This window comes from Klebsiella sp. HMSC16A12, from assembly GCF_001808265.1.
In the GTDB taxonomy this organism is placed as follows: Bacteria; Pseudomonadota; Gammaproteobacteria; order Enterobacterales; family Enterobacteriaceae; genus Klebsiella; species Klebsiella pneumoniae.
Genome location: NZ_KV792647.1, coordinates 175,963 through 200,629, shown reverse-complemented (window position 1 = coordinate 200,629; position 24,667 = coordinate 175,963). Strand labels below are relative to the sequence as shown.

The following is a 24,667-nucleotide window of genomic DNA, read 5'->3' as shown; positions in this document are numbered from 1 at the left end:
AGATGGGAAACGGATGGCATGAATGGCCGCTGATGGTCTTTACGGTCTTCGGCCAGTGCGTCGTAGGCGGCTTTATTGTTCTGGCGCTGGCGCTGATGACAGGCAAGCTTTCCCGTGAGCAGGAGCAGCGCGTGGTGGGCAGCATGCTCGGACTGTGGGTATTGATGGGGATCGGGTTTATTGCCTCGACGATGCACCTTGGCTCGCCGCTGCGGGCCTTTAATTCGCTGAATCGCGTGGGAGCCTCGTCGCTGAGTAATGAAATAGCCAGCGGGGCGATCTTCTTCGCCGTCGGCGGAATTGGCTGGCTGCTGGCCGTGTGCAAAAAGCTGCCTGCCGGCCTGCGGAGCCTGTGGCTGGTGGTGACCATGGTGCTGGGCGTGATTTTCGTGTGGATGATGGTGCGGGTATACAACACCATCGACACGGTGCCGACCTGGTACACCGTTTGGACGCCGCTGAGCTTCTTCCTGACGCTGTTTATCGGCGGTCCACTGCTGGGCTACCTGCTGCTGCGCGTCGCAGGCGTCGATGGTTGGGCGCTGCGCCTGCTGCCGGTGGTTAGTTTGCTGGCGCTGCTGGTCAGTATTATGGTGGTCGTGATGCAGGGAAGTGAACTTGCCACCATCCGCAGCTCAGTTCAGCAGGCCTCCGCCCTGGTGCCGGATTACGGGTTGCTTATGGCCTGGCGCGTGGTGCTGCTGGCCCTGGCCTGCTGGTGCGTGCCGCAGATTCGCGGCCGCAAACCGGCGGTCTCGCTGCTCGGCCTGGCCTTTGTTCTGATACTGGCGGGAGAGATGATCGGCCGCGGCATATTCTATGGCCTGCATATGACCGTTGGGATGGCTGTCGCCAGTTAACCACCTCCATCATGCCGGTGCCTAACCACCGGTATGATGAAAACGTGCTGTCGATAGATGAAATTTTTCAACTGAAATTAACTTCGGCATTTATTAATAAACCAGCAAAAACAATAGCGTATTATCTGTTGTCTCACCTTTTTCCATCCTCTGGATAAAAAACTTCTATCGTAGCCGACAAAACCGCGTCACGCCTGATTTCAGGTGGATTGACAATGTTTTTAGCAGTGGCATGATGCGCTCGCGATCTGAACATTCCTCACGGTTTTTACCCATGACCATCTACACCCGGCCAGTGCAAATGCTGCTCTGTGGCCTGCTTTTATTGACCCTGGCGATAGCGGTGCTGAATACGCTCGTCCCGCTCTGGCTCGCCCATGAAAACATGCCAACCTGGCAGGTCGGCATGGTGGGGTCATCCTATTTTACCGGCAACCTGGCCGGTACGTTGCTGGCCGGCTGGGTGATCAAGCGCCTGGGGTTTAACCGTAGCTATTATCTCGCATCGTTAATTTTCGCCGTCGGCTGCGTAGGGCTGGGGATCACCGTTGGCTTCTGGACATGGCTGAGCTGGCGTTTTATCGCCGGCGTAGGTTGCGCGATGATCTGGGTGGTGGTGGAAAGCGCGCTGGTTTGCAGCGGCACTTCCCGCAGTCGCGGTCGTCTGCTGGCGGCGTACATGATGGTCTATTACGTCGGTACCGTACTGGGCCAGCTGATGGTCAGTAAATTACCCACCGATTTAATGAGCGTCCTGCCGTGGGTGACCGGCCTGGCGCTGGCGGCGATCCTGCCGTTGCTGTTTACCCGCATTATGGGGCAGGCAGAAGAGCCGCATGAAACGGTACGTATCTGGCCGATGCTGAAGCTGCGCCAGGCGCGCCACGGGGTCAATGGCTGTATTATTTCGGGGATTGTCCTCGGCTCGCTGTATGGCCTGATGCCGCTGTGGCTGAACCATCAGGGCGTCAGCGACTCCGGCATCGGCTTCTGGATGGCGGTGATGGTGAGTGCGGGGATCCTCGGCCAGTGGCCGGTAGGGCGCCTGGCAGACCGCTACGGTCGCCTGCTGGTGCTGCGGGTACAGGTCTTTGTGGTCATTCTGGGATGTCTGGCGATGCTTAGTCAGGCGGCAATGGCCCCGGCGCTGTTTGTGCTTGGGGCATCTGGTTTCACGCTGTATCCGGTGGCGATGGCCTGGGCCTGTGAAAAAGTGGAGCACCATCAGCTGGTGGCGATGAATCAGGCGCTGCTGATGAGCTATACCATCGGCAGCCTGCTGGGCCCGACCCTGACGGCGATGCTGATGCAGAACTTCTCAGACAACCTGCTGTTTATCATGATCGCCAGCGTGTCGTTTATCTATCTGCTGACCCTGCTGCGCAAAGCCGGGCATCATCCGACGCCGGTGGCGCACGCCTGACCCTGCAACGCGCAGCGCATGCTGCGCGTCATCTGCTGCAATCGCATAGGCTTACTGCCGCAGAGAGGACAAGTCGTTTTTCATGAGAATGAAACGGCGGGGCGGACACAGCTTCCCACGCCGTTGCAGGCCGGCATAAGCGCATCACCGGCCCGGGCGGGATTAGTACATTACTTTGTGACCATACTGCTCAAGGATGCCTTTTACCCGCTCCATGGTCTCTTTCTTCGGCGGATGGACGCCGTCCAGCTTGTACTCTTCGCCCATCGCTACCCATTTGTGTTTACCCAGCTCATGGTAGGGCAGCAGCTCGATTTTTTCGACATTGCCCATATCGCGGGTAAATTCGCCCAGGCGGTGCGCGGAATCATCATCGTCTGACCAGCCGGGAACCACCACGTAGCGGATCCAGACATTGATATTCTTCTTCGCCAGATACTGGGCGAATTCCAGCGTACGATGGTTAGAAACGCCCACCAGGTTCTGGTGAATCTCATCGTTCATCTGCTTGAGATCCAGCATCACCAGGTCTGTTACCTCCAGCAGCTCGTCGATAACCGGATCGTAGCGACGTACGAAGCCGTTGGTATCCAGGCAAGTGTGGATGCCTTCTTTCTTACACGCGCGGAACCAGTCGCGAACAAACTCCGCCTGCAGGATCGCCTCACCGCCCGAGGCGGTGACGCCGCCGCCGGAAGCATTCATAAAGTGACGATAGGTCACCACCTCTTTCATTAATTCTTCAACGGTGATTTCTTTGCCGCCGTGGGTATCCCAGGTGTCACGGTTATGGCAGTACAGGCAGCGCATCAGGCAGCCCTGGAAAAAGGTAATAAAGCGGATGCCCGGGCCATCAACGGTGCCACAGGATTCAAAGGAGTGAATGCGACCAATAACTGACATTGCGGTGTTTTCTCCAGATGTGGCCCATCCGGGGCCGTGTTGGTGCGCAGCTCAGCGGCTGCGTCGAGTCTGTTTTGACAGGTACCCAAAGTATAGATAACTGGCAAAGCAGGCTGGGGCGGGGAATGCTTGTTAAAAAGGCCCCACTGATGTGGGGCCTTTATTGTACGCCTTTTCAGTCAGACAGGGAATTACATGGTCTGAGTGAAGGTACGGGTAATAACATCCTGCTGCTGTTCTTTGGTCAGGGAGTTAAAACGTACGGCGTAGCCAGATACACGGATGGTCAGCTGCGGATATTTTTCCGGGTTTTCCATCGCGTCGAGCAGCATTTCGCGGTTCATGACGTTCACGTTCAGGTGCTGACCACCTTCGATGGACGCTTCGTGATGGAAGTAACCATCCATCAGACCCGCCAGGTTGGTCTTACGAACTTCGTCGTCTTTACCCAGCGCGTTCGGCACGATAGAGAAGGTATAAGAGATACCATCTTTCGCGTAAGCAAACGGCAGTTTAGCGACGGAGGTCAGAGAGGCTACTGCGCCTTTCTGGTCACGGCCGTGCATCGGGTTAGCACCTGGACCGAACGGAGCGCCAGCGCGACGACCGTCTGGGGTATTACCGGTTTTCTTACCGTACACCACGTTAGAGGTGATGGTCAGAACAGACTGAGTCGGGATAGCGTTGCGGTAGGTGTGCAGTTTCTGAATTTTCTTCATGAAACGTTCAACCAGGTCAACGGCCATGTCATCGACGCGAGGGTCGTTGTTACCAAACTGCGGGTATTCGCCTTCGATTTCGAAGTCGATAGCCAGACCGTCTTCGTCACGAATCGGTTTAACTTTCGCATATTTGATAGCAGACAGGGAGTCAGCAGCAACGGACAGACCAGCGATACCACACGCCATGGTGCGGATAACGTCACGGTCGTGCAGCGCCATCAGAGAGGCTTCGTAGCTGTACTTGTCGTGCATGTAGTGGATGATGTTCAGCGCGGTGACGTACTGTTTAGCCAGCCAGTCCATGAAGTGATCCATGCGATCCATTACTTCGTCGAAGTTCAGGACGTCGCCTTTGATCGGTTCAGATTTCGGACCAACCTGCATTTTCAGTTTTTCATCCACGCCGCCGTTGATAGCGTACAGCATGGTTTTCGCGAGGTTAGCGCGAGCGCCGAAGAACTGCATTTGCTTACCAACAACCATCGGGCTTACGCAGCATGCGATAGCGTAGTCGTCGTTGTTGAAGTCCGGACGCATCAGGTCATCGTTCTCATACTGCAGAGAAGAGGTATCGATGGACACTTTAGCGGCGAATTTCTTGAAGCTCAGCGGCAGTTTTTCAGACCACAGGATAGTAATGTTCGGCTCCGGAGACGGCCCCATGGTGTACAGGGTGTTCAGGAAGCGGAAGCTGTTTTTGGTCACCAGAGTACGGCCGTCAACGCCCATACCGCCGATGGATTCCGTTGCCCAAATCGGGTCGCCGGAGAACAGTTCATCATATTCCGGGGTACGCAGGAAGCGAACCATACGCAGTTTCATGACCAGGTGGTCAACCATTTCCTGCGCGTCTTGCTCGGTGATTTTACCCGCCTGCAGGTCACGCTCGATGTAGATATCCAGGAAGCTGGAGGTACGACCGAAGGACATTGCCGCGCCGTTCTGAGATTTCACGGCAGCCAGGTAACCGAAGTAGGTCCACTGAATCGCTTCCTGAGCGGTGGTCGCCGGACCGGAGATGTCATAGCCATATTTAGCGGCCATCTCTTTGATCTGGCCCAGTGCGCGGTGTTGTTCAGCGATTTCTTCACGCAGACGGATGGTCGCTTCCAGGTCTTCGCCGCTTTCCAGTTTCGCTTGCAGAGAGTTGAACTGGGCGAATTTGTCTTTCATCAGGAAGTCGATACCGTACAGCGCAACGCGACGGTAGTCACCGATGATACGACCACGACCGTAAGCATCCGGCAGACCCGTCAGCACGCCGGATTTACGGCAGCGCAGGATGTCCGGGGTATAGACGTCGAAAACGCCCTGGTTGTGAGTTTTACGGTACTCTGTGAAGATTTTTTTCAGCATCGGGTCCAGCTCGCGATTATACGCTTTGCAGGAACCTTCAACCATTTTGATACCACCGAACGGGATGATCGCACGTTTCAGCGGCGCTTCGGTCTGCAGACCAACGATTTTTTCCAGACCTTTCTCGATATAGCCCGCGTCGTGAGAGGTGATGGTGGAAGCCAGGGCAGTGTCAAAATCAACAGGCGCGTGAGTGCGGTTTTCCTGTTTTACACCTTCCATTACGGTGTCCCACAGCTTGGTGGTCGCTTCAGTCGCGCCAGCCAGGAAGGATTCGTCGCCTTCATATGGGGTGTAGTTTTTCTGAATAAAGTCACGGACGTTGACTTCATTCTGCCAGTCACCTTTCGCAAAACCTTCCCAGGCTGTGGCTAACTTTTCATTAAGCTCGGACATGTAACACCTACCTTCTTAAGTGGATTTTTTATTTACTGCCTGAAACAACCCTTAGTGATGGTCGTTGCCACGCAGGTAAATGACCCAGTATGTCAACCCGACCAGCAGACCCCCGCCGATAATGTTCCCGATAGTTACCGGAATCAGGTTATCAGTGATGAAGTTCATAACGGTCAAGTGAGAGAAACTTTCCGGAGTCGAACCGATGGCGGTCCAGAATTCCGGGCTTGCAAAGTTGCGGATTACGATACCCATCGGGATCATAAACATGTTGGCGATGCTGTGCTCAAAGCCGCTGGCAACGAACATCGCTACCGGCAGGACCATGATCATCGCTTTATCCATCAGGCTACGACCGGAATAGCTCATCCATACGGCGAGACAAACCATCAGGTTAGCGAGGATACCCAGGCTCACGGCCTCCACAAAAGTATGGTGCATTTTGTGGTCGGCGGTCTGCAGAACGTTTAGCCCCCAGCCGCCGTTGGCAGTCATATATTCGCCTGATAACCACATCAGCAGCACAAACAGCAGCGCGCCCACCAGGTTACCAAAATAGACGTTGAGCCAGTTTTTTGCCAGTTGCCCCCAGGTAATTCGACCGCTGGCTTTGGCCACCACGATCAGTACCGTAGAGGTAAAGAGGTCAGCGCCGCAGATAACGCACAGAATCAGACCCAGAGAAAAACAGATCCCACCGATAAGTTTGGCTATCCCATAAGGCATCGCGGCAGTGCCGGTGGTCGCGGTGATATAGAATACGAAAGCGATGGAGATGAAAACGCCAGCGGTGATCGCCAGATAAAACGTCTTCATCGGATGCTTCGTTGCTTTATAGACACCTGCTTCTTCGGCGACTTTCGCCATCGCGGCAGGGAGCAAAAGATCAAAAGGGTTGTCAGCTTTCACACTAACTCTCTCTTTATATAAGTTGGCGGTGAGATACTAACAAAGCATTATAGAAGGGAAATTGATATAGATCATATCTCACCGGAACTATATGCCTTTCTAGTGTGTGGTTTTTATTGAAATTATCAGTAACTTGATGAAATGTATAGAGAAAATAATTTTTAAATTTTATAAATAATGTTGAATTTTTTCTTTTTTACCCCCATTTTTGAGTTAATTAAAATGGAGTATTTTTATTAAATTTAACAATTGATAAATGATGAAATGGCGTTATTTAACATTGATTAACTTTACAACTACAAATTATAGGAGGCGCTTTCTCAGGGTTAAATAACGGAGCCGCTGAGGGCTCCGTTGTAAGCATTAACGATGGCGCAAGCTGGGCTTATTTTGCCCAAAACGCCGCTTTCGCCCGCTGCAGTTTTTCATAGGCTTTCAGCAGCGACTGATGGGCCGGGAAGGCCTGCAGATCGCTATCGACCGCCTGGAGACCATAGAACGGCGCTTCCCCGCTCAGCGCCGCGCTGGCGGCTTCGACCGCGTCGGCGCCGTACATACGGATGAAGGCGTTCAGGTACTGCAGCGGCTGACGCTCTTCTTCCTGGCTCAGCAGCAGCAGGGTTTGCAGACAGCGATAGTAGTTCGCGCGCTCCGCGCTGAAGACCGAAGCATTAAATTCCATGGTCCACTCGGTCCAGATCAGCGCCTGTTCCAGATCGCCGCCGGCCAGGGCCAGCATCGCTTTCAGCTCGCCGACGCGCAGGGTATACCAGCCGTTGTCTTTTCCGGTGGCGAGCCCCAGCAGTTCGCGAACGCGGGTGAAATCATCCAGACCTTCATCGTCCATCTGCTCGATCAGCGCCAAGTAATCTTCTTTATCCCACTCGCTGCCCGGCAGGGACAGAATGGTGTCCCGCAGATGAGCGCCCATGCTGTTGTTCGCCAGCCACAGGTCTTCCGCCGGGTATATGTCCGACATCCCCGGGACGATGATACGGCAGGCGTAAACGCCCAGGTGCTCGTAGTCGGCGATGTACACTTCTTTATCTTCGGCCTTGAAGATGGCCATCAGGGTGGCGAACTCTTCTTCGGTAGTACCAGAGAAGCTCCAGTCAACGAATGGATAGTCGGCGTCCTGCTTGAACATATCCCAGGAGATCAGGCCGCTGGAGTCGATAAAGTGGGTTTCGAGGTTCGCGTGCTCGGCGACCTCTTCGTCATCGAAGGTTGGCGGCGTGAAGACATCGAGGTCTTTCAGGCTGCGGCCCTGCAGCAGTTCGGTGACGGTTCGCTCCAGCGCCACGCCAAAGTCCGGGTGGGCGCCGAAGGAGGCGAAGCAGGTGCCGTTAGCCGGGTTAAACAGCACGACGCAGATAACCGGATATTTGCCGCCGAGCGAGCCATCATAGGCAAAGATCGGGAAACCTTCAGCTTCCAGTTTGGCGATCGACTCCACGACGCCCGGATAGCGCGCCATGACTTCCGCCGGGATCTCCGGCAGGCTGATGCTTTCAGCGATGATGCGGTTTTTAATGTGACGTTCAAAGACCTCTGACAGACCCTGTACCCGCGCTTCGTTGCGGGTGTTACCGGCGGACATGCCGTTGGAGACGTACAGGTTACCGACAATATTCATCGGAATATAGACGGTTTCGCCGTCGGACTGGCGGGTAAAAGGCAGACCGCACACGCCGCGCTCATCGTTACCCGACTGCAGATCCACCAGCATACTGGCCGTTAACTGATCGTCAGGATCGTAGAACGCGCGCAGGCGGGCATCCAGCAGACCTTCCGGGACTTCATCATCCTCAGTCAGCGGGAACCACTTTTCGTTCGGGTAGTGAACAAACGGGCCGTTAGCGATTGTGTCGCCTAACCAGAAGTCGGCGAAGAAATAGTTAGTGGACAGACGTTCGAAATATTCGCCCAGCGCGGAGGCCAGGGCTGCCTTTTTGGTGGCGCCTTTACCATTGGTAAAGCACAGCGCGCACGCTTTATCGCGAATGTGAACGGACCACACGTGCGGCACCGGGTTCAGCCACGAGGCCTCTTCGATATCAAATCCGAGGTCGAGCAATTTCTGCTGGAAGCGAGCGATGGAATCTTCCAGGGCGGCATCTTTGCCGGGAATAAACGTTTGGGTCATGGCGATCACTTTTGTCGTACGGAAAGCGCGCAATGATACGGCTTTTATCTGACAGGTGCTATCTCCATCATCTGGCTATGCTTAGAGGCATCTTTAATACACAGGGAGATGGAAAATGAAAGCCTTTGACTGGCAGCGGATGGCGCTCGATAAAGTACCGGTGGAATTCCTGGCGGAGGTGGCGTTGCGCAGCCTCTATACCTTCGTTCTGGTCTTTATTTTCCTCAAGATTACCGGACGGCGCGGCGTGCGGCAGATGTCGCTGTTCGAGGTGCTGATTATTTTGACCCTCGGCTCGGCGGCGGGTGACGTGGCGTTTTATGACGATGTGCCGCTGCTGCCGGTGCTGGTGGTCTTCGTTACGCTGGCGCTACTGTATCGCGGCATTATGTGGCTGATGGGGCATAGCGAAAAGCTGGAGGATCTACTGGAGGGGAAACCTATCGTAGTGGTGGAAGAGGGGCAGTTGGCCTGGGAGAAGCTGCATGCGGAAAACATGACCGAATTCGAATTTTTTATGGAGCTGCGGGTCAACAGCGTCGAGCAGCTTGGCCAGGTCCGGCTGGCAATCCTCGAAACCAACGGGCAGATCAGCGTGTTTTATTATCCCGATGAAGAGGTGAGGGCCGGATTATCGATCCTTCCAGCGCATTGTACCACACGCTATACCACCATTCCGCAAGAGGGGATCTATGCCTGCGTGCGCTGCAGCATCGTAATGGCGATGCAGGCGGGAGAAAAACGAATATGTCCGCGCTGCGCAAATGCAGAATGGTCGAAGGCCAGCCGGGCGAAACGGCTTACCTGACAGCAAATATGTCGGTTTTATTACGTCAAGCCGATAGATTCTGTTGTGTGACGGCGGCCGCGTTTTACCGTCGGCGAGTTTTAGCCATTGCGGACCGTGTCACTGAATGATAAAACCGATAGCCACAGGAATAACTTATGCCCGCGGCGGTTCGCGGGCAAAACAACATAGCAACGTGGTGAGGGGAAATGGCTCAGGTCTATAACTTCAGTTCGGGCCCGGCAATGCTGCCGGCGGAAGTACTCAAACTGGCGCAGCAGGAACTGTGCGACTGGCACGGTCTGGGGACGTCGGTCATGGAGATCAGTCACCGTGGTAAGGAGTTTATCCAGGTGGCAGAAGAGGCAGAACAGGACTTCCGCGCTCTGCTGAACATCCCTTCCAACTATAAAGTTTTATTCTGCCACGGCGGCGGCCGCGGCCAGTTCGCCGGGATCCCGCTGAACATCCTCGGCGATAAAAAGGTCGCTGACTATGTGGACGCCGGCTACTGGGCGGCCAGCGCGGTCAAAGAGGCGAAGAAATACTGCACGCCGAACGTTATCGACGCGAAAATCACCGTCGACGGCAAGCGCGCTGTGAAGCCGATGAGCGAGTGGCAGCTGACCCCGGGGGCGGCCTATCTGCACTACTGCCCGAACGAAACCATTGACGGTATCGCGATTGATGAGACGCCGAACTTCGGCGACGACGTCATCGTGACCGCCGATTTCTCCTCCACCATTCTTTCCCGCGAAATTGACGTCAACCGCTTCGGCGTAATCTACGCCGGCGCGCAGAAGAATATCGGTCCGGCTGGGCTGACGCTGGTCATCGTGCGTGAAGATCTGCTGGGCAAAGCCAGCGTGGCCTGCCCGTCAATTCTTGACTACACCGTGTTAAGCGAGAATGACTCGATGTTTAACACACCGCCGACGTTCGCATGGTATCTGGCTGGACTGGTGTTTAAGTGGCTGAAACAGCAGGGCGGGGTTGCCGCGATGGATAAAATCAACCAGCAGAAAGCCGAACTGCTCTACGGCGTGATCGATAACAGCGGCTTCTATCGTAACGATGTGGCGCAGGCCAACCGTTCGCGTATGAACGTACCGTTCCAGCTGGCGGACAGCGCCCTGGACAAACTGTTCCTCGAAGAGTCGTTTGCTGCCGGGCTGCACGCGCTGAAGGGCCACCGGGTGGTGGGCGGCATGCGTGCTTCCATCTACAACGCCATGCCGCTGGACGGCGTGAAGGCGTTAACCGACTTTATGCTGGACTTCGAACGCCGCCACGGTTAATCGCCTGTTTCTTTCTTCCTCCCCGCGGCCTGTCTGCGGGGTTTTTATTCTGTTTGTTTGAGAGTGAAGTTTGATGGAATCCCTGACGTTACAACCCATCGCACGCGTAGAGGGCACCGTGAACCTGCCAGGTTCGAAAAGCGTCTCCAACCGCGCGCTGCTGCTGGCTGCCCTGGCCCGCGGCACGACGGTGCTGACCAACCTGCTGGACAGCGACGATGTGCGCCATATGCTGAATGCCCTGAGTGCGCTGGGGGTTCAATATACCCTGTCTGCCGACCGCACCCGCTGCGAAGTGACCGGCAACGGCGGCCCGTTGCGCTCTGCCGCGGCGCTGGAGCTGTTCCTTGGCAACGCCGGTACCGCGATGCGTCCGCTGGCGGCGGCTCTGTGCCTTGGCAGCAACGATATCGTGCTGACCGGCGAACCGCGGATGAAAGAGCGTCCGATCGGCCATCTGGTGGATGCCCTGCGTCAGGGCGGCGCTCAGATCGACTATCTGGAGCAGGAAAATTATCCACCGCTGCGCCTGCGCGGCGGTTTTCAGGGCGGCAACGTCGAGGTTGACGGCAGCGTCTCCAGCCAGTTCCTGACCGCGCTGCTGATGACCGCGCCGCTGGCGCCGCAGGATACCGTCATCGTCATTAAGGGCGATCTGGTGTCGAAACCCTATATCGACATTACGCTGCACCTGATGAAAACCTTCGGCGTTGAGGTGGACAATCAGTCTTATCAGCGATTTGTGGTGCGCGGCAAGCAGCAGTATCAGTCGCCGGGAGATTACCTGGTGGAAGGCGATGCTTCCTCGGCCTCGTATTTCCTCGCCGCTGGCGCCATTAAGGGCGGCACGGTAAAAGTCACCGGTATCGGCCGCAACAGCGTACAGGGCGACATTCGTTTCGCCGACGTACTGGAGAAAATGGGCGCCACCGTCACCTGGGGCGACGATTTCATCGCCTGCACCCACGGCGAGCTCAAGGCGGTCGATATGGATATGAACCATATCCCGGACGCCGCGATGACCATCGCCACCGCCGCGCTGTTCGCGCAAGGGACCACTACCCTGCGCAATATCTACAACTGGCGGGTCAAGGAGACGGACCGTCTGTTCGCCATGGCGACCGAGCTGCGTAAAGTGGGCGCCGAGGTGGAAGAGGGGGAAGATTATATCCGCATCACCCCGCCGGCAAAGTTGAAGTACGCAGAAATCGGCACCTATAACGACCACCGGATGGCGATGTGCTTCTCGCTGGTAGCGCTGTCTGATACGCCGGTGACCATCCTTGATCCCAAATGTACGGCCAAAACGTTCCCTGACTACTTTGAGCAGCTGGCGCGGATCAGTACCCTCGCCTGAGTAAAACTTTGTCATCCCGCGGGCTGATATCCTGTCAGCCCGCTATAATTGCGCAAAACTTCTGCTTTTCATTTCCTGTAGTCCGTAATTTACAAGCAATGCTCACTTTCCGGCGTATTGATGCGTATAATGCGCGGCGTTTATATTCCATGCGCCTTGCTGAAGGAGAAAAAGATGACGGCGAATATTCCGGTAATCACCATTGATGGGCCTGGCGGTGCGGGTAAAGGTACGTTGTGCAAGGCAATGGCGGAAGCGCTGGGCTGGCATCTGTTAGATTCAGGCGCGATCTACCGCGTTCTGGCGCTGGCGGCGCTGCATCATCATGTCGACGTGGAGTCCGAAGAGGCGCTGGTGCCCCTGGCTGCCCATCTTGACGTGCGTTTTATTTCTACTGACGGCAACCTGGAAGTGGTGCTGGAAGGGGAAGATGTCAGTAGCGAAATTCGCACTCAGGAGGTCGCGAACGCGGCCTCGAAAGTGGCGGCTTTTCCGCGCGTTCGCGAAGCGCTGCTGCGCCGCCAGCGCGCCTTCCGCGAACTGCCGGGGCTTATCGCCGACGGTCGCGATATGGGAACGGTAGTTTTCCCGGACGCGCCGGTGAAAATTTTCCTCGATGCCTCGGCCGACGAGCGGGCGCATCGCCGCATGCGGCAGTTGCAGGAAAAGGGCTTTGATGTTAACTTTAAACGTCTTTTGTCCGAGATAAAAGAGCGTGACGATCGCGACCGAAATCGCGCCGTGGCGCCGCTTGTCCCGGCTGCCGATGCATTAGTTCTCGATTCAACCGAACTAAACATTGAGCAAGTGATTGAAAAAGCGCTACAATATGCGCGCGAAAAATTGGCCGTTGCGTAGGCCTTAACCGGTAACGCGCCGAAGCCTCCGAATTATAGCAGTACCCCGCGGCAATGGATGGTCAGCGGGTATGTGAAACAACCCCATCCGGCACGGAGCCAGGTGGACGTTAATATTAACCTGAAGATTAAACATGACTGAATCTTTTGCTCAACTGTTTGAAGAATCCTTAAAAGAAATCGAAACCCGCCCGGGTTCCATCGTTCGTGGTGTTGTTGTTGCTATCGACAAAGACGTAGTACTGGTTGACGCCGGTCTGAAATCTGAGTCCGCCATCCCGGCTGAGCAGTTCAAAAACGCCCAGGGCGAGCTGGAAATCCAGGTTGGTGACGAAGTTGACGTTGCTCTGGATGCAGTAGAAGACGGCTTCGGTGAAACTCTGCTGTCCCGTGAGAAAGCTAAACGTCACGAAGCTTGGATCACGCTGGAAAAAGCTTACGAAGACGCTGAAACTGTTACCGGTGTTATCAACGGCAAAGTTAAAGGTGGCTTCACTGTTGAGCTGAACGGTATTCGTGCGTTCCTGCCGGGTTCCCTGGTAGACGTTCGTCCGGTGCGCGACACGCTGCACCTGGAAGGCAAAGAGCTTGAGTTCAAAGTCATCAAGCTGGACCAGAAGCGTAACAACGTTGTTGTTTCTCGTCGTGCCGTTATCGAATCCGAAAACAGCGCAGAGCGCGATCAGCTGCTGGAAAACCTGCAGGAAGGCATGGAAGTCAAAGGTATCGTTAAGAACCTCACTGACTACGGTGCATTCGTTGATCTGGGCGGCGTTGACGGCCTGCTGCACATCACCGATATGGCCTGGAAACGCGTTAAGCATCCGAGCGAAATCGTAAACGTTGGCGACGAAATCACTGTTAAAGTGCTGAAGTTCGACCGCGAGCGTACCCGTGTATCCCTGGGCCTGAAACAGCTGGGCGAAGATCCGTGGGTAGCTATCGCTAAACGTTATCCGGAAGGTACCAAACTGACCGGTCGCGTGACCAACCTGACCGACTACGGCTGCTTCGTTGAAATCGAAGAGGGCGTTGAAGGCCTGGTTCACGTTTCCGAAATGGATTGGACCAACAAAAACATCCACCCGTCCAAAGTTGTTAACGTTGGCGACGTTGTGGAAGTAATGGTTCTGGATATCGACGAAGAGCGTCGTCGTATCTCCCTGGGTCTGAAGCAGTGCAAATCTAACCCATGGCAGCAGTTCGCGGAAACCCACAACAAGGGCGACCGTGTTGAAGGTAAAATCAAGTCTATCACTGACTTCGGTATCTTCATCGGCCTGGACGGCGGCATCGACGGCCTGGTTCACCTGTCTGACATCTCCTGGAACGTTGCAGGCGAAGAAGCAGTTCGTGAATACAAAAAAGGCGACGAAATCGCAGCAGTTGTTCTGCAGGTTGACGCAGAGCGTGAGCGTATCTCCCTGGGCGTTAAACAGCTCGCGGAAGATCCGTTCAACAACTACGTTGCTCTGAACAAGAAAGGCGCTATCGTTGTTGGTAAAGTGACTGCAGTTGACGCTAAAGGCGCAACCGTAGAACTGGCTGACGGCGTAGAAGGTTACCTGCGTGCTTCTGAAGCATCCCGTGACCGCGTTGAAGACGCAACTCTGGTTCTGAGCGTTGGCGACGAAGTTGAAGCGAAATTCACCGGCGTGGATCGTAAGAACCGCGTAGTGAGCCTGTCTGTACGTGCGAAAGACGAAGCGGAAGAAAAAGACGCTATCGCTACCGTGAACAAGCAGGAAGACGCGAACTTCTCCAACAACGCTATGGCTGAAGCGTTCAAAGCAGCGAAAGGCGAGTAATCTTTGTCATTCAGGTAATAACAACCTGAATAGCGACGAGTTTACTTGACAGATTGCAGGATTCGTCCTGTAATCAAGCACAAAGGGCGGCTACGGCCGCCCTTGTTTAAGCTGTTAGCTAATTTTTGCCTTGAAGGAAACCGGAGGAATAATGACCAAGTCAGAATTGATTGAAAGACTTGCCAGCCAGCAATCTCACATTCCGGCGAAAGCGGTGGAAGATGCTGTTAAAGAAATGCTGGAACATATGGCCTCAACGCTTGCTCAAGGTGAGCGCATTGAAATCCGCGGTTTCGGCAGCTTTTCTCTGCACTATCGAGCACCTCGCACCGGACGTAACCCGAAAACTGGTGATAAAGTCGAACTGGAAGGTAAGTACGTTCCGCACTTTAAGCCCGGGAAAGAATTACGTGACCGCGCCAATATTTATGAAGGGTGAGTTGCACGACGTGCAGCCTGCCTGACGATAAAGAAAGCACCTTCTGGTGCTTTTTTTGTGCCCGCCATTTACGGCCATCCTCACAAAAAAAGCGTGCCCGGCTGCAAGCGAGGCGATTGTCTGGAATGCGCCGCGCAAACCTGAATTCGCCGCCAGGACGCCAGCACCGCTTTGCGTAACACTGCCCACTCACAGGGAGGTGTTTATGCGTCTACCATGGCTTGCCGGATGCGCCATCATTGCAATGCTGCCGCTTCTCTGGCTACCCGTTTTGCCGGGCCCGTGCAGTCTGGCGGGCGCGAGCGCACTGGCGCTGGCGCTGATTCGTCTGCATGGAAGGGCCGTCGCCGGAGTGGCGATGACGCTTCTGCTGGTGGTCTGGGGAGTATTGAGCGCGCATCAGGCGCTGTGGCCGACCCGGCACCTTACCGGCGCCATCCGGCAAGCGGAAGTGATCCTTAGCGAGACGGATGGCCAGACCTTGCACCGTGGACAAATGGTGCGCCTGCGGGGCCGCTATCTGTTTCCCCCGGTAGGCGTAACGCTGTACGGGGAACTTGCACCTGCGCCAGCCTGTGCGGGTCAACACTGGCTGATGACGCTGCGCCTGCGCCCGGTGCACGGGCAGCTCAATGACGGGGGCTTCGACAGCCAGCGCTATGCGCTGGCGCAGCACCGACCGCTGAGCGGAGGGATCGTCGCCGCTTCCGCGCTGGATGCCCGCTGCAGTCTGCGCGCCCGCTATCTGACGTCGCTGACCCGGCGACTGCAGACTTATCCCTGGCGCGCGGTGATGTTGGGATTAGGAATGGGGGAGCGGCTGTCTCTGCCGACGGAGATAAAGGTCCTGATGCAGAACACGGGCACTTCCCATCTGATGGCTATCTCGGGTCTGCATATCGCTCTCGCGGCTTCTCTTATCATGCTGTTGCTGCGCGGCGTGCAGTATATTCTCCCGGGCCGCTGGATTGGCTGGCGGTTGCCGCTGCTGGCCGGGCTGGCCGGCGCCGTCGGCTATGCCTGGCTGACCGGTATGCAGCCGCCGGCCCTGCGCACTTGCTTAGGGCTTGCGGTCTGTTGTGCTTTACGTTTGTCGGGTCAACGCTGGACGGCGTGGCAGGTGTGGCTCTGCTGTCTGGGAGCGATACTGGTTGCCGACCCGCTGGCGGTGCTGTCGCAAAGCCTGTGGCTATCTGCCTTCGCCGTGGCGGGGCTTATCTTCTGGTTCCAGTGGCTCCCGTTGCCTGCCGGCCGCTGGCGCTGGCCGTGGAAGACCATAATTGCTCTTGTTCATTTGCAGGCTGGCGTGACGCTGCTGCTGCTGCCGCTGCAGTTGTTGCTATTCCATGGAGTCAGCCTGACGTCGATGGCGGCTAATTTGCTGGCGGTACCGTTAGTCACCCTGTTGGCGGTGCCGCTTATTCTGATCGCGATGCTGGTGCATCTCTCGGGGCCGGAGATAGTGGAGTCGCTGCTCTGGCTGGCGGCCGATCGCGTGCTGGCCGTATTGTTCTGGGGATTACGACGTTTACCGGACGGCTGGTTGACGCTGGATGCTCGCTGGCTGTGGATCAGTAGCCTGCCGTGGCTGTTGGTGATGGGCTGGCGTTTTCAGAGCTGGCGGCATTCACCGGCGCTGTGTCTCAGCGTGCTGTTTTTACTGACGCGGCCATTCAGCCGACAACCGCCTGCGGACGAATGGCGGGTGACGATGCTGGATGTCGGACAGGGGCTGGCGATGGTGATCGAGCGTCACGGTAAGGCATTGCTTTACGATACCGGGCCGGCTTGGCCGCAGGGTGATAGCGGTCAACAGGTGATTATCCCGTGGCTGCGCTGGCACCATCTGCAGCTGCAAGGGATTATGCTGAGCCATGAACATCTGGATCATCGCGGCGGCCTTGATTCAGTGCTGCAGGCATGGCCGCAGGCGTGGGTGCGCAGCCCGTTAGGCTGGGCGCATCATCTGCCATGTCATCGCGGTGAGCGCTGGCAATGGCAGGGACTCAACTTCCAGGCCCTGTGGCCGCTGCCGGGCAGCACGGCAAAGGGTAACAATCATTCCTGTGTGGTGCGGATCGATGATGGTCGCTCCAGCATCCTGCTCACCGGCGATATAGAACGTCAGGCGGAGCAGGCGATGATCAGCCGTTACTGGCGGCATCTGACGTCTACACTTATTCAGGTTCCCCACCACGGCAGCAATACCTCCTCCAGCGCGCTGCTGGTCCGCCGGGTGGATGGCGCGGCCGCGCTGGCCTCCGCTTCGCGCTACAATGCGTGGCGGATGCCCTCGTACAAGGTGGTTCAGCGCTACCGCCAGCGGGGTTATCGCTGGTTCGCCACGCCGCAGCAGGGGCAGATAACGGTGGTTTTTTCCGCAGAAGGGTGGCAAATCCATAGCTTACGGGATCAAGTTTTACCGCGTTGGTATCATCAGTGGTTTGGCGCGCCCGCCGATAACGGGTAGAATATGCGGCTATTTCAACACAAGCTGGTTTATTGAATGCAGAACGATAAAGATCTCTCCACGTGGCAGACCTTCCGCCGACTTTGGCCGATTATCGCGCCGTTTAAAGCCGGGCTAATCGTAGCGGCGGTGGCGTTGGTGCTTAACGCGGGCAGTGACACCTTCATGTTATCGCTTCTTAAACCGTTATTGGATGATGGTTTTGGTAAAACGGATCGCTCAGTGCTGCTATGGATGCCGCTGGTGGTTATCGGCCTGATGGTGCTGCGTGGGATCACCAGCTACATCTCGAGCTATTGTATTTCCTGGGTTTCCGGCAAAGTGGTGATGACCATGCGTCGTCGCCTGTTCGGCCACATGATGGGTATGCCGGTGGCCTTCTTTGACAAGCAGTCTACCGGGACGCTGCTGTCACGCATCACCTATGATTCTGAGCAGGTCGCCTCCTCCTCTTCCAGCGCGCTGATCACCGTGGTCCGCGAAGGGGCATCGATTATCGGTCTGTTCGTGATGATGTTCTATTACAGCTGGCAGCTGTCGCTGATCCTGATCGTACTGGCGCCGATTGTGTCGGTGGCGATCCGCGTGGTCTCCAAGCGTTTTCGCAATATCAGTAAGAATATGCAGAACACGATGGGGCAGGTCACCACCAGCGCCGAGCAGATGCTGAAAGGGCACAAAGAGGTGCTGATGTTTGGCGGCCAGGAAGTGGAAACCAAACGTTTTGATAAAGTCAGCAATAAAATGCGTCTGCAGGGGATGAAGATGGTTTCCGCCTCGTCTATCTCCGACCCGATCATTCAGCTTATCGCCTCCCTGGCGCTGGCCTTTGTCCTGTATGCCGCCAGCTTCCCGAGCGTGATGGACACCCTGACCGCCGGGACCATTACCGTGGTCTTCTCCTCGATGATTGCGCTGATGCGTCCGCTGAAGTCGCTGACCAACGTCAATGCCCAGTTCCAGCGCGGGATGGCGGCGTGCCAGACGCTGTTTGCGATCCTCGATTCCGAGCAGGAAAAAGACGAAGGTACGCGGGTCATTGAGCGGGCGAAAGGCAATCTCAAGTTCGAGAACGTCACCTTTACCTACCCGGGTCGCGAAGTGGCCGCGCTGCGCAATATCAATCTCGATATCCCGGAAGGGAAAACCGTGGCGCTGGTGGGGCGCTCAGGGTCGGGTAAATCGACCATTGCCAGCCTGATCACCCGCTTCTACGATGTCGACGAGGGGCAGATCCTGCTGGATGGCCACGACCTGCGCGAGTACAAGCTGAGCTCGCTGCGCGACCAGGTGGCGCTGGTTTCACAAAACGTGCATCTGTTCAACGATACCGTCGCCAACAATATCGCCTATGCCCGTACCGAAGAGTACAGCCGCGAGCAGATTGAAGAGGCCGCGCGCATGGCCTACGCCATGGATTTCATCAACAAGATGGATAATGGTCTGGATACCATCATCGGCGAGAATGGCGTGATGCTGTCCGGCGGCCAGCGCCAGCGTATTGCTATTGCCCGCGCGCTGCTGCGTAACAGCCCGATCCTGATCCTCGATGAAGCCACCTCGGCGCTGGATACCGAGTCCGAGCGTGCCATTCAGGCGGCGCTGGATGAGCTGCAGAAAAACCGTACCTCGCTGGTTATTGCTCACCGTCTGTCGACCATTGAGCAGGCTGATGAAATCGTGGTGGTTGAAGACGGGCGGATCGTGGAGCGCGGAACGCACCATGACCTGTTGGAGCATAAGGGCGTGTACGCCCAGCTGCATAAGATGCAATTCGGCGAATGATCGCGCGCATCTGGTCCGGGGAATCGCCGCTGTGGCGCCTGCTGCTGCCGCTCTCCTGGCTGTATGGCCTGGTGAGCGGGGTGATTCGCCTCAGCTATCGGCTGGGGTGGCAAAAAGCCTGGCGCGCGCCGGTGCCGGTGGTGGTGGTTGGTAACCTGACCGCTGGCGGCAATGGCAAAACGCCGGTGGTGATTTGGCTGGTGGAGCAGCTGCAGCAGCGCGGTATTCGCGTTGGCGTCGTGTCTCGCGGCTACGGCGGTAAAGCTGAACGCTATCCGCTGGTGTTGGACGACAGAACCAGTACGGCGCTGGCGGGTGATGAACCGGTGTTGATCCATCAGCGTACCGGTGCCCCGGTCGCTGTCGCTCCGCTACGCAGCGACGCGGTAAAAGCATTGCTCAGCGCGCACGATCTGCAGATGATTGTGACCGACGACGGGTTGCAGCACTATAAGCTCGCGCGGGACAGAGAAATTGTCGTTATTGACGGCGTGCGCCGCTTTGGCAACGGCTGGTGGCTGCCTGCCGGGCCGATGCGCGAGCGGGCGTCGCGCTTGCAAAGCGTTGATGCGGTTATCGTTAACGGCGGCGTGGCGCGTCCGGGTGAGATCCCGATGCGGTTGCGCCCAGGGATGGCGGTTAACCTGCTTACCGGCGAACGTCGCGATGTCTCCACCTTCACGAACGTAGTGGCGATGGCCGGCATCGGCCATCCGCCGCGCTTCTTCGCCACCCTCGAAAGCTGCGGCGTCCAGCCGGTCAAAACCGTGGCGCTGGCGGACCATCAGGCGCTGAGCCAGGATGATGTCGCCGCCCTGGTGACCGCCGATCAGACGCTGCTGATGACCGAGAAAGATGCCGTGAAATGTCGCGATTTCGCCGCTGCAAACTGGTGGTATTTACCGGTCGACGCCATAATGGCCGATGAACGCGCACAGCGGTTGCTTGCGGACTTAGCGACGTTGGCGCAACGTTAACTGACGCGCCGGCTTTGCTCGCCGCTGTGCTGGAATTCCTGACGGAGAACCTGCATGTCGGTATTGCAACTATCGCTTAACGAGGCGCGCCACCTCCATCTCGCGGCGCAGGGGTTGTTAAAGAAGCCCCGACGTCGCGCTCGCCCGAAAGACATTCTTTCCACCATCCAGCAGATGTCGCTGCTGCAAATCGATACCATCAACGTGGTGGCCCGCAGCCCCTACCTGGTGCTGTTCAGCCGTCTTGGCAGCTATCCGCAGCACTGGCTGGATGAGTCGCTGCGCAACGGCGAGCTAATGGAATACTGGGCGCATGAAGCCTGCTTTCTGCCGCGCAGCGATTTCGCCCTGGTGCGCCATCGCATGTTGAATCCCGACAATATGGGCTGGAAATACCATCGCGCGTGGATGGAGGAGCATGCCGGGAGTATTGCCGAGCTGGTGGCGCATATCGGGCAAAACGGCCCGGTTCGCTCGGCGGATTTTACCCACCCGCGCAAAGGCGCCAGCGGCTGGTGGGAGTGGAAACCGCATAAGCGCCACCTGGAAGGGCTGTTTACCGCCGGCGAAGTGATGGTGGTGGAGCGGCGCAATTTTCACCGCGTGTATGATCTAACCCGGCGGGTGATGCCGGACTGGGACGACGAGCGCGACGCGCTCTCCCGCGAAGACGCAGAGGCCATTATGTTGCGCAATAGCGCCCGTAGTCTCGGCATCTTCCGCGCCCAGTGGCTGGCCGATTACTATCGCTTGCGCCAGCCGTCGCTACCGGGTCTGCTGGCGGCCTGGCAGGAAGAGGGGCTGGTGGTGCCGGTTAACGTGGAAGCACTCGGCGAGATGTGGCTGCATCTCGAGGCGCTGGCGCAGCTGGAGACCGCGCCCGGCGGTAAGCTGACCGCCAGCCATAGCGCCGTGCTCTCGCCCTTCGACCCGGTGGTCTGGGATCGGAAACGCGCTGAGCAGCTGTTCAACTTCAGCTATCGCCTGGAGTGTTATACCCCGGCGCCGAAGCGTCAGTATGGCTACTTCGTACTGCCTCTGCTGCACCAGGGAAAACTGGTCGGGCGGATGGACAGTAAAATACATCGCAAAAGCCGGGAGCTGGAGATCTTCGCTCTGTGGCTGGAGGAGGGGGTGAAGATCACCCGTGGTCTGGAGCAGGGGCTACGCCGGGCGATTAACGACTTCGCACGCTGGCAATCGGCAGAGCGGATCCTGTGCCGACGCCTGCCGGAAGGGCTGTTTGTCGGCCAGGAGCAGGGGTGGGAAATCGACGCCGATTGATCCCGGCGCCTGCCTTCCTGTGATATGCTGCTGAGAAATCTATCCGGTCCATCAGGAGGAAACATGGATCACCGTTTACTTGAAATCATCGCCTGCCCGGTCTGTAACGGCAAGCTGTATTACAGTCAGGATAAGCAAGAACTTATTTGCAAACTTGATAGCCTGGCGTTTCCGCTGCGCGACGGTATCCCGGTGCTGCTGGAGACAGAGGCGCGTCCGCTGGCGCTAGAAGAGAGTCACTCATGAGTTTCGTGGTCATTATTCCTGCGCGTTTCGCCTCCACGCGCCTGCCGGGAAAACCACTGCAGGACATTAATGGTAAGCCGATGATTGTCCATGTGCTGGAGCGCGCTCGCGAATCCGGCGCGGATCGCATTATTGTCGCCACCGATCACGAAGATGTCGCCCGGGCGGTTGAAGCCGCCGGCGGCGAGGTCTGTATGACCCGCGCCGACCATCAGTCCGGCACCGAACGGCTGGCGGAAGTGGTGGAAAAGTGTGCGTTCAGCGATGACACCATTATCGTCAATATTCAGGGCGATGAGCCGATGATCCCCCCGGCGATTGTCCGCCAGGTGGCGGAGAATCTGGCTGCCAGCAGCAGCGGAATGGCGACCCTGGCGGTACCGATCCATGATGCGGAAGAGGCGTTTAACCCGAATGCGGTCAAAGTGGTGATGGATGCCAAGGGTTACGCGCTCTATTTCTCCCGCGCGACTATTCCCTGGGATCGCGATCGCTTTGCCCAATCCCGCGAGACCATCGGTGACTCCCTGCTGCGTCACATCGGCATCTATGGCTATCGCGCCGGCTTTATCCGCCGCTATGTCAGCTGGGCGCCGAGCCCGCTGGAGCAGATTGAAATGCTCGAGCAGCTGCGAGTGCTGTGGTATGGCGAGAAAATCCATGTCGCCGTGGCGGCCGAAGTGCCCGGCACCGGCGTGGATACCCCGGAAGATCTGGAGCGCGTCCGCGCTGAGCTGCGTTAGCCCTCTGTCCCCTCCTTGCTGGAGGGGATATCCCCGTCGGTTTTTTGCTTTTTTTACCCCTTTTTGATCTTATCCGATGACAACCCAGGTGCGGGCGCTCATTATGAAACCAGTAGTGTTCATAGGGGTAATCGACAATGGAACAGTTGCGAACCGAACTCAGTCATCTTCTTGGCGAAAAGCTAAGCCGGGTGGAGTGTGTCAGTGAACAAGCCGCTACGGCGCTGTGGTTCCTGTACGATGCGCAGGGAAACCCGATGCCGCTGCTGGCGCGAAGTTTCACCACGCCCGGCGTGGCGCGGCAGCTGGCATGGAAGATCTCGACCCTGGCGCGTAATGGTACGGTGCGTATGCCGGTGGTTTATGGCGTCATGACGCACGAAGAACATCCCGGACCAGATGTGCTGTTGCTTGAGCGCCTGCGCGGCGTACCGGTGGAGGCGCCGACGCGCACCCCGGCGCGCTGGGAGCAACTGCAGGAGCAAATCGTCGAGGCGCTGCTGGCGTGGCATCGGCAGGACAGTGGCGGCTGCGTGGGAATGGTCGACAATACCCAGGAAAACCTATGGCCGAACTGGTACCGCCAGCGGGTAGAGATATTGTGGAGCACCCTGAACCTGTATCAGGACACCGGTCTCACCATGCAGGATAAGCGCCTTTTGTTCCGCTCCCGCGAGTGCCTTCCGGAGCTATTCCGCGATTTCAATGATAATGCTGTGCTGGTGCATGGCAACTTCACTCTGCGCAGCATGCTAAAAGATCCGCGCAGCGATCAGCTGCTGGCGATGGTGGGGCCGGGGATGATGCTGTGGGCGCCACGCGAGTATGAACTGTTCCGCCTTGCTGAAGGCGGCCAGGCGGAACAGCTGCTGTGGCGCTACCTGCAGCAGGCGCCAGTTTCCGAGGCCTTTGTCTGGCGGCGCTGGCTTTATCTGCTGTGGGATGAGGTGGATAGTCTGGTCAACACCGGGCGCTTTGATCGCGCCCGTTTTGACCTCGCTGCAAAATCACTCCTGCCCTGGCTCGCCTGAGCTGCCTTTCAGCCATTGCCAGACGCGACCAAGGGTTTCATAGCCGACCCGGTCGCTGTGCATCAGCCACACTGGAGAAGGAATGGCCCGCTCCCACGGATTGAGCGGCGAGGTCACCGCCAGCTGATTGGCCGGCGCGGGAAGCGGATCCAGGCCGGCATGGCGAAAGAATATCATCGCCCGCGGAAGGTGTGACGCCGAGGTGACCAGCAGGAAGGGCGCGTCGCCGATGGCGCGCTTCACCGCCAGCGCTTCCTCTTCTGTATCTTTCGGCCGATCGAGCACAATGATATCGCTGCGAGGTACGCCAAGGCTCTCCGCCACTCTCGCCCCGGCTTCCGCCGTGCTGACGGGGTTCGTTTTCGCCGCCGCGCCGGTAAAGATCATTTTCGAACCGGGATTCGCCTGCCACAGGCGGATGCCCTCCGTCAGGCGCGGCAGGCTGTTATTGATAAGATTAGAGCTTGGCGCCCACTCCGGATTCCAGGTATAGCCGCCGCCCAGCACCACCACGTAGTTCACCGGCTGCTCGCCGCGCCAGGTGGGGTAGGTATCTTCAATCGGTTTTAGCAGGCTGTCGGCCACGGGCTGCAGGCTCAGCAGCGTCAGCAGCAGCCAGCCGAGGCTCACGCATAGCTTTCCGGTACGCTGAAAGCGGCTGAACCATAACAGCGCGATCCCGATACCGATCAGCAACAGTAAGGCGGGTAGCGGCAACAGCAGGCCGCCGACGATCTTTTTTAGCGTGAAAAGCATGCCAGATGGTTCCTTTTTTAACCATATAACCAAAGTTATGTTCGGATCTTATAACAGATCGCTTCATTCTCGGCGCGGGTATGACAAAATAGCGGTTTTGTGTTGGCTTGTGGA

20 protein-coding genes are annotated in these 24,667 nt (G+C 57.2%); 15 read left to right on the top strand and 5 right to left on the bottom strand.

The features are described from left to right. Nucleotides 1–2: 2 nt before the first annotated feature. Both HMPREF3140_RS24645 and HMPREF3140_RS24635 read left to right on the top strand, forming a co-directional pair. Nucleotides 3–860: a dimethyl sulfoxide reductase anchor subunit family protein gene (locus tag HMPREF3140_RS24645; protein WP_070553150.1), complete on the top strand. Its 858-nt coding sequence runs from the start codon at nt 3–5 to the stop codon at nt 858–860. A 274-nt stretch (nt 861–1,134) separates the two neighbouring features. After that, complete coding sequence (locus HMPREF3140_RS24635) at nt 1,135–2,283, top strand: MFS transporter (protein ID WP_004150843.1); 1,149 nt, start codon at nt 1,135–1,137, stop codon at nt 2,281–2,283. Nucleotides 2,284–2,445: 162 nt separating this feature from the next. Here HMPREF3140_RS24635 and pflA read toward each other — a convergent pair whose 3' ends face one another. From pflA to ycaO, 4 genes are all read right to left on the bottom strand, one after another. After that, complete coding sequence (pflA, locus tag HMPREF3140_RS24630) at nt 2,446–3,186, bottom strand: pyruvate formate lyase 1-activating protein (RefSeq protein ID WP_002898145.1); 741 nt, start codon at nt 3,184–3,186, stop codon at nt 2,446–2,448. Between the two features lie 191 nt (nt 3,187–3,377). Beyond that, nucleotides 3,378–5,660, bottom strand: a complete 2,283-nt coding sequence (pflB, locus tag HMPREF3140_RS24625; protein WP_002898148.1) for a formate C-acetyltransferase — start codon at nt 5,658–5,660, stop codon at nt 3,378–3,380. A 51-nt stretch (nt 5,661–5,711) separates the two neighbouring features. Further along, the gene (gene focA / locus HMPREF3140_RS24620) at nt 5,712–6,569 is read right to left on the bottom strand and encodes a formate transporter FocA (RefSeq protein WP_002898150.1); all 858 of its coding nucleotides are present in this window, start codon (nt 6,567–6,569) and stop codon (nt 5,712–5,714) included. Between the two features lie 385 nt (nt 6,570–6,954). Continuing rightward, nucleotides 6,955–8,715 (bottom strand): 30S ribosomal protein S12 methylthiotransferase accessory factor YcaO, encoded by a 1,761-nt coding sequence (gene ycaO / locus HMPREF3140_RS24615; RefSeq protein WP_004150842.1) that lies wholly within the window; start codon nt 8,713–8,715, stop codon nt 6,955–6,957. A 115-nt stretch (nt 8,716–8,830) separates the two neighbouring features. Here ycaO and HMPREF3140_RS24610 point away from each other — a divergent pair, with 115 nt between their 5' ends. The 13 genes from HMPREF3140_RS24610 to HMPREF3140_RS24550 all read left to right on the top strand — a co-directional run bounded on the left by HMPREF3140_RS24610 (nt 8,831) and on the right by HMPREF3140_RS24550 (nt 23,797). Further along, nucleotides 8,831–9,523 carry a DUF421 domain-containing protein gene (locus tag HMPREF3140_RS24610; protein ID WP_002898152.1) on the top strand — a complete coding sequence of 231 codons (693 nt, stop codon included), beginning with the start codon at nt 8,831–8,833 and terminating at the stop codon, nt 9,521–9,523. Nucleotides 9,524–9,711: 188 nt separating this feature from the next. After that, a complete protein-coding gene (serC, locus tag HMPREF3140_RS24605) occupies nt 9,712–10,800 on the top strand; it encodes a 3-phosphoserine/phosphohydroxythreonine transaminase (protein ID WP_002898155.1) in 1,089 nt (362 codons plus the stop codon). Nucleotides 10,801–10,873: 73 nt separating this feature from the next. Beyond that, a complete protein-coding gene (gene aroA, locus HMPREF3140_RS24600; protein WP_002898157.1) occupies nt 10,874–12,157 on the top strand; it encodes a 3-phosphoshikimate 1-carboxyvinyltransferase in 1,284 nt (427 codons plus the stop codon). Between the two features lie 174 nt (nt 12,158–12,331). Then, nucleotides 12,332–13,015 (top strand): (d)CMP kinase, encoded by a 684-nt coding sequence (cmk, locus tag HMPREF3140_RS24595; protein ID WP_070553147.1) that lies wholly within the window; start codon nt 12,332–12,334, stop codon nt 13,013–13,015. 133 nt (nt 13,016–13,148) lie between these two features. Then, nucleotides 13,149–14,822 (top strand): 30S ribosomal protein S1, encoded by a 1,674-nt coding sequence (rpsA, locus tag HMPREF3140_RS24590; RefSeq protein ID WP_002898162.1) that lies wholly within the window; start codon nt 13,149–13,151, stop codon nt 14,820–14,822. A 151-nt stretch (nt 14,823–14,973) separates the two neighbouring features. Then, nucleotides 14,974–15,261, top strand: a complete 288-nt coding sequence (gene ihfB, locus HMPREF3140_RS24585) for an integration host factor subunit beta (protein WP_002898165.1) — start codon at nt 14,974–14,976, stop codon at nt 15,259–15,261. Between the two features lie 205 nt (nt 15,262–15,466). Further along, nucleotides 15,467–17,731: a ComEC family protein gene (locus HMPREF3140_RS24580; RefSeq protein ID WP_032411196.1), complete on the top strand. Its 2,265-nt coding sequence runs from the start codon at nt 15,467–15,469 to the stop codon at nt 17,729–17,731. 36 nt (nt 17,732–17,767) lie between these two features. Beyond that, entirely contained in the window at nt 17,768–19,516 is a 1,749-nt protein-coding gene (gene msbA, locus HMPREF3140_RS24575) for a lipid A ABC transporter ATP-binding protein/permease MsbA (protein ID WP_002898170.1), read from the top strand. Then, nucleotides 19,513–20,493 carry a tetraacyldisaccharide 4'-kinase gene (lpxK, locus tag HMPREF3140_RS24570; protein WP_019704634.1) on the top strand — a complete coding sequence of 327 codons (981 nt, stop codon included), beginning with the start codon at nt 19,513–19,515 and terminating at the stop codon, nt 20,491–20,493. Before msbA ends, lpxK begins: the two co-directional genes overlap by 4 nt. A 54-nt stretch (nt 20,494–20,547) precedes the next feature. Continuing rightward, nucleotides 20,548–21,777, top strand: a complete 1,230-nt coding sequence (locus tag HMPREF3140_RS24565) for a winged helix-turn-helix domain-containing protein (RefSeq protein ID WP_032411198.1) — start codon at nt 20,548–20,550, stop codon at nt 21,775–21,777. Between the two features lie 63 nt (nt 21,778–21,840). Then, nucleotides 21,841–22,023: a protein YcaR gene (gene ycaR / locus HMPREF3140_RS24560; protein ID WP_002898177.1), complete on the top strand. Its 183-nt coding sequence runs from the start codon at nt 21,841–21,843 to the stop codon at nt 22,021–22,023. Continuing rightward, the gene (kdsB, locus tag HMPREF3140_RS24555) at nt 22,020–22,766 is read left to right on the top strand and encodes a 3-deoxy-manno-octulosonate cytidylyltransferase (RefSeq protein ID WP_002898180.1); all 747 of its coding nucleotides are present in this window, start codon (nt 22,020–22,022) and stop codon (nt 22,764–22,766) included. Before ycaR ends, kdsB begins: the two co-directional genes overlap by 4 nt. 137 nt (nt 22,767–22,903) lie before the next feature. After that, a complete protein-coding gene (locus HMPREF3140_RS24550; protein WP_002898182.1) occupies nt 22,904–23,797 on the top strand; it encodes a YcbJ family phosphotransferase in 894 nt (297 codons plus the stop codon). On the opposite strand, the gene elyC is transcribed toward HMPREF3140_RS24550, so the two are convergent. After that, on the bottom strand, nt 23,774–24,553 hold the full coding sequence (elyC, locus tag HMPREF3140_RS24545; RefSeq protein ID WP_004141786.1) for an envelope biogenesis factor ElyC: 780 nt from the start codon (nt 24,551–24,553) through the stop codon (nt 23,774–23,776). The two genes, HMPREF3140_RS24550 and elyC, sit on opposite strands and share 24 nt — an antisense overlap. Nucleotides 24,554–24,667: the final 114 nt, after the last annotated feature.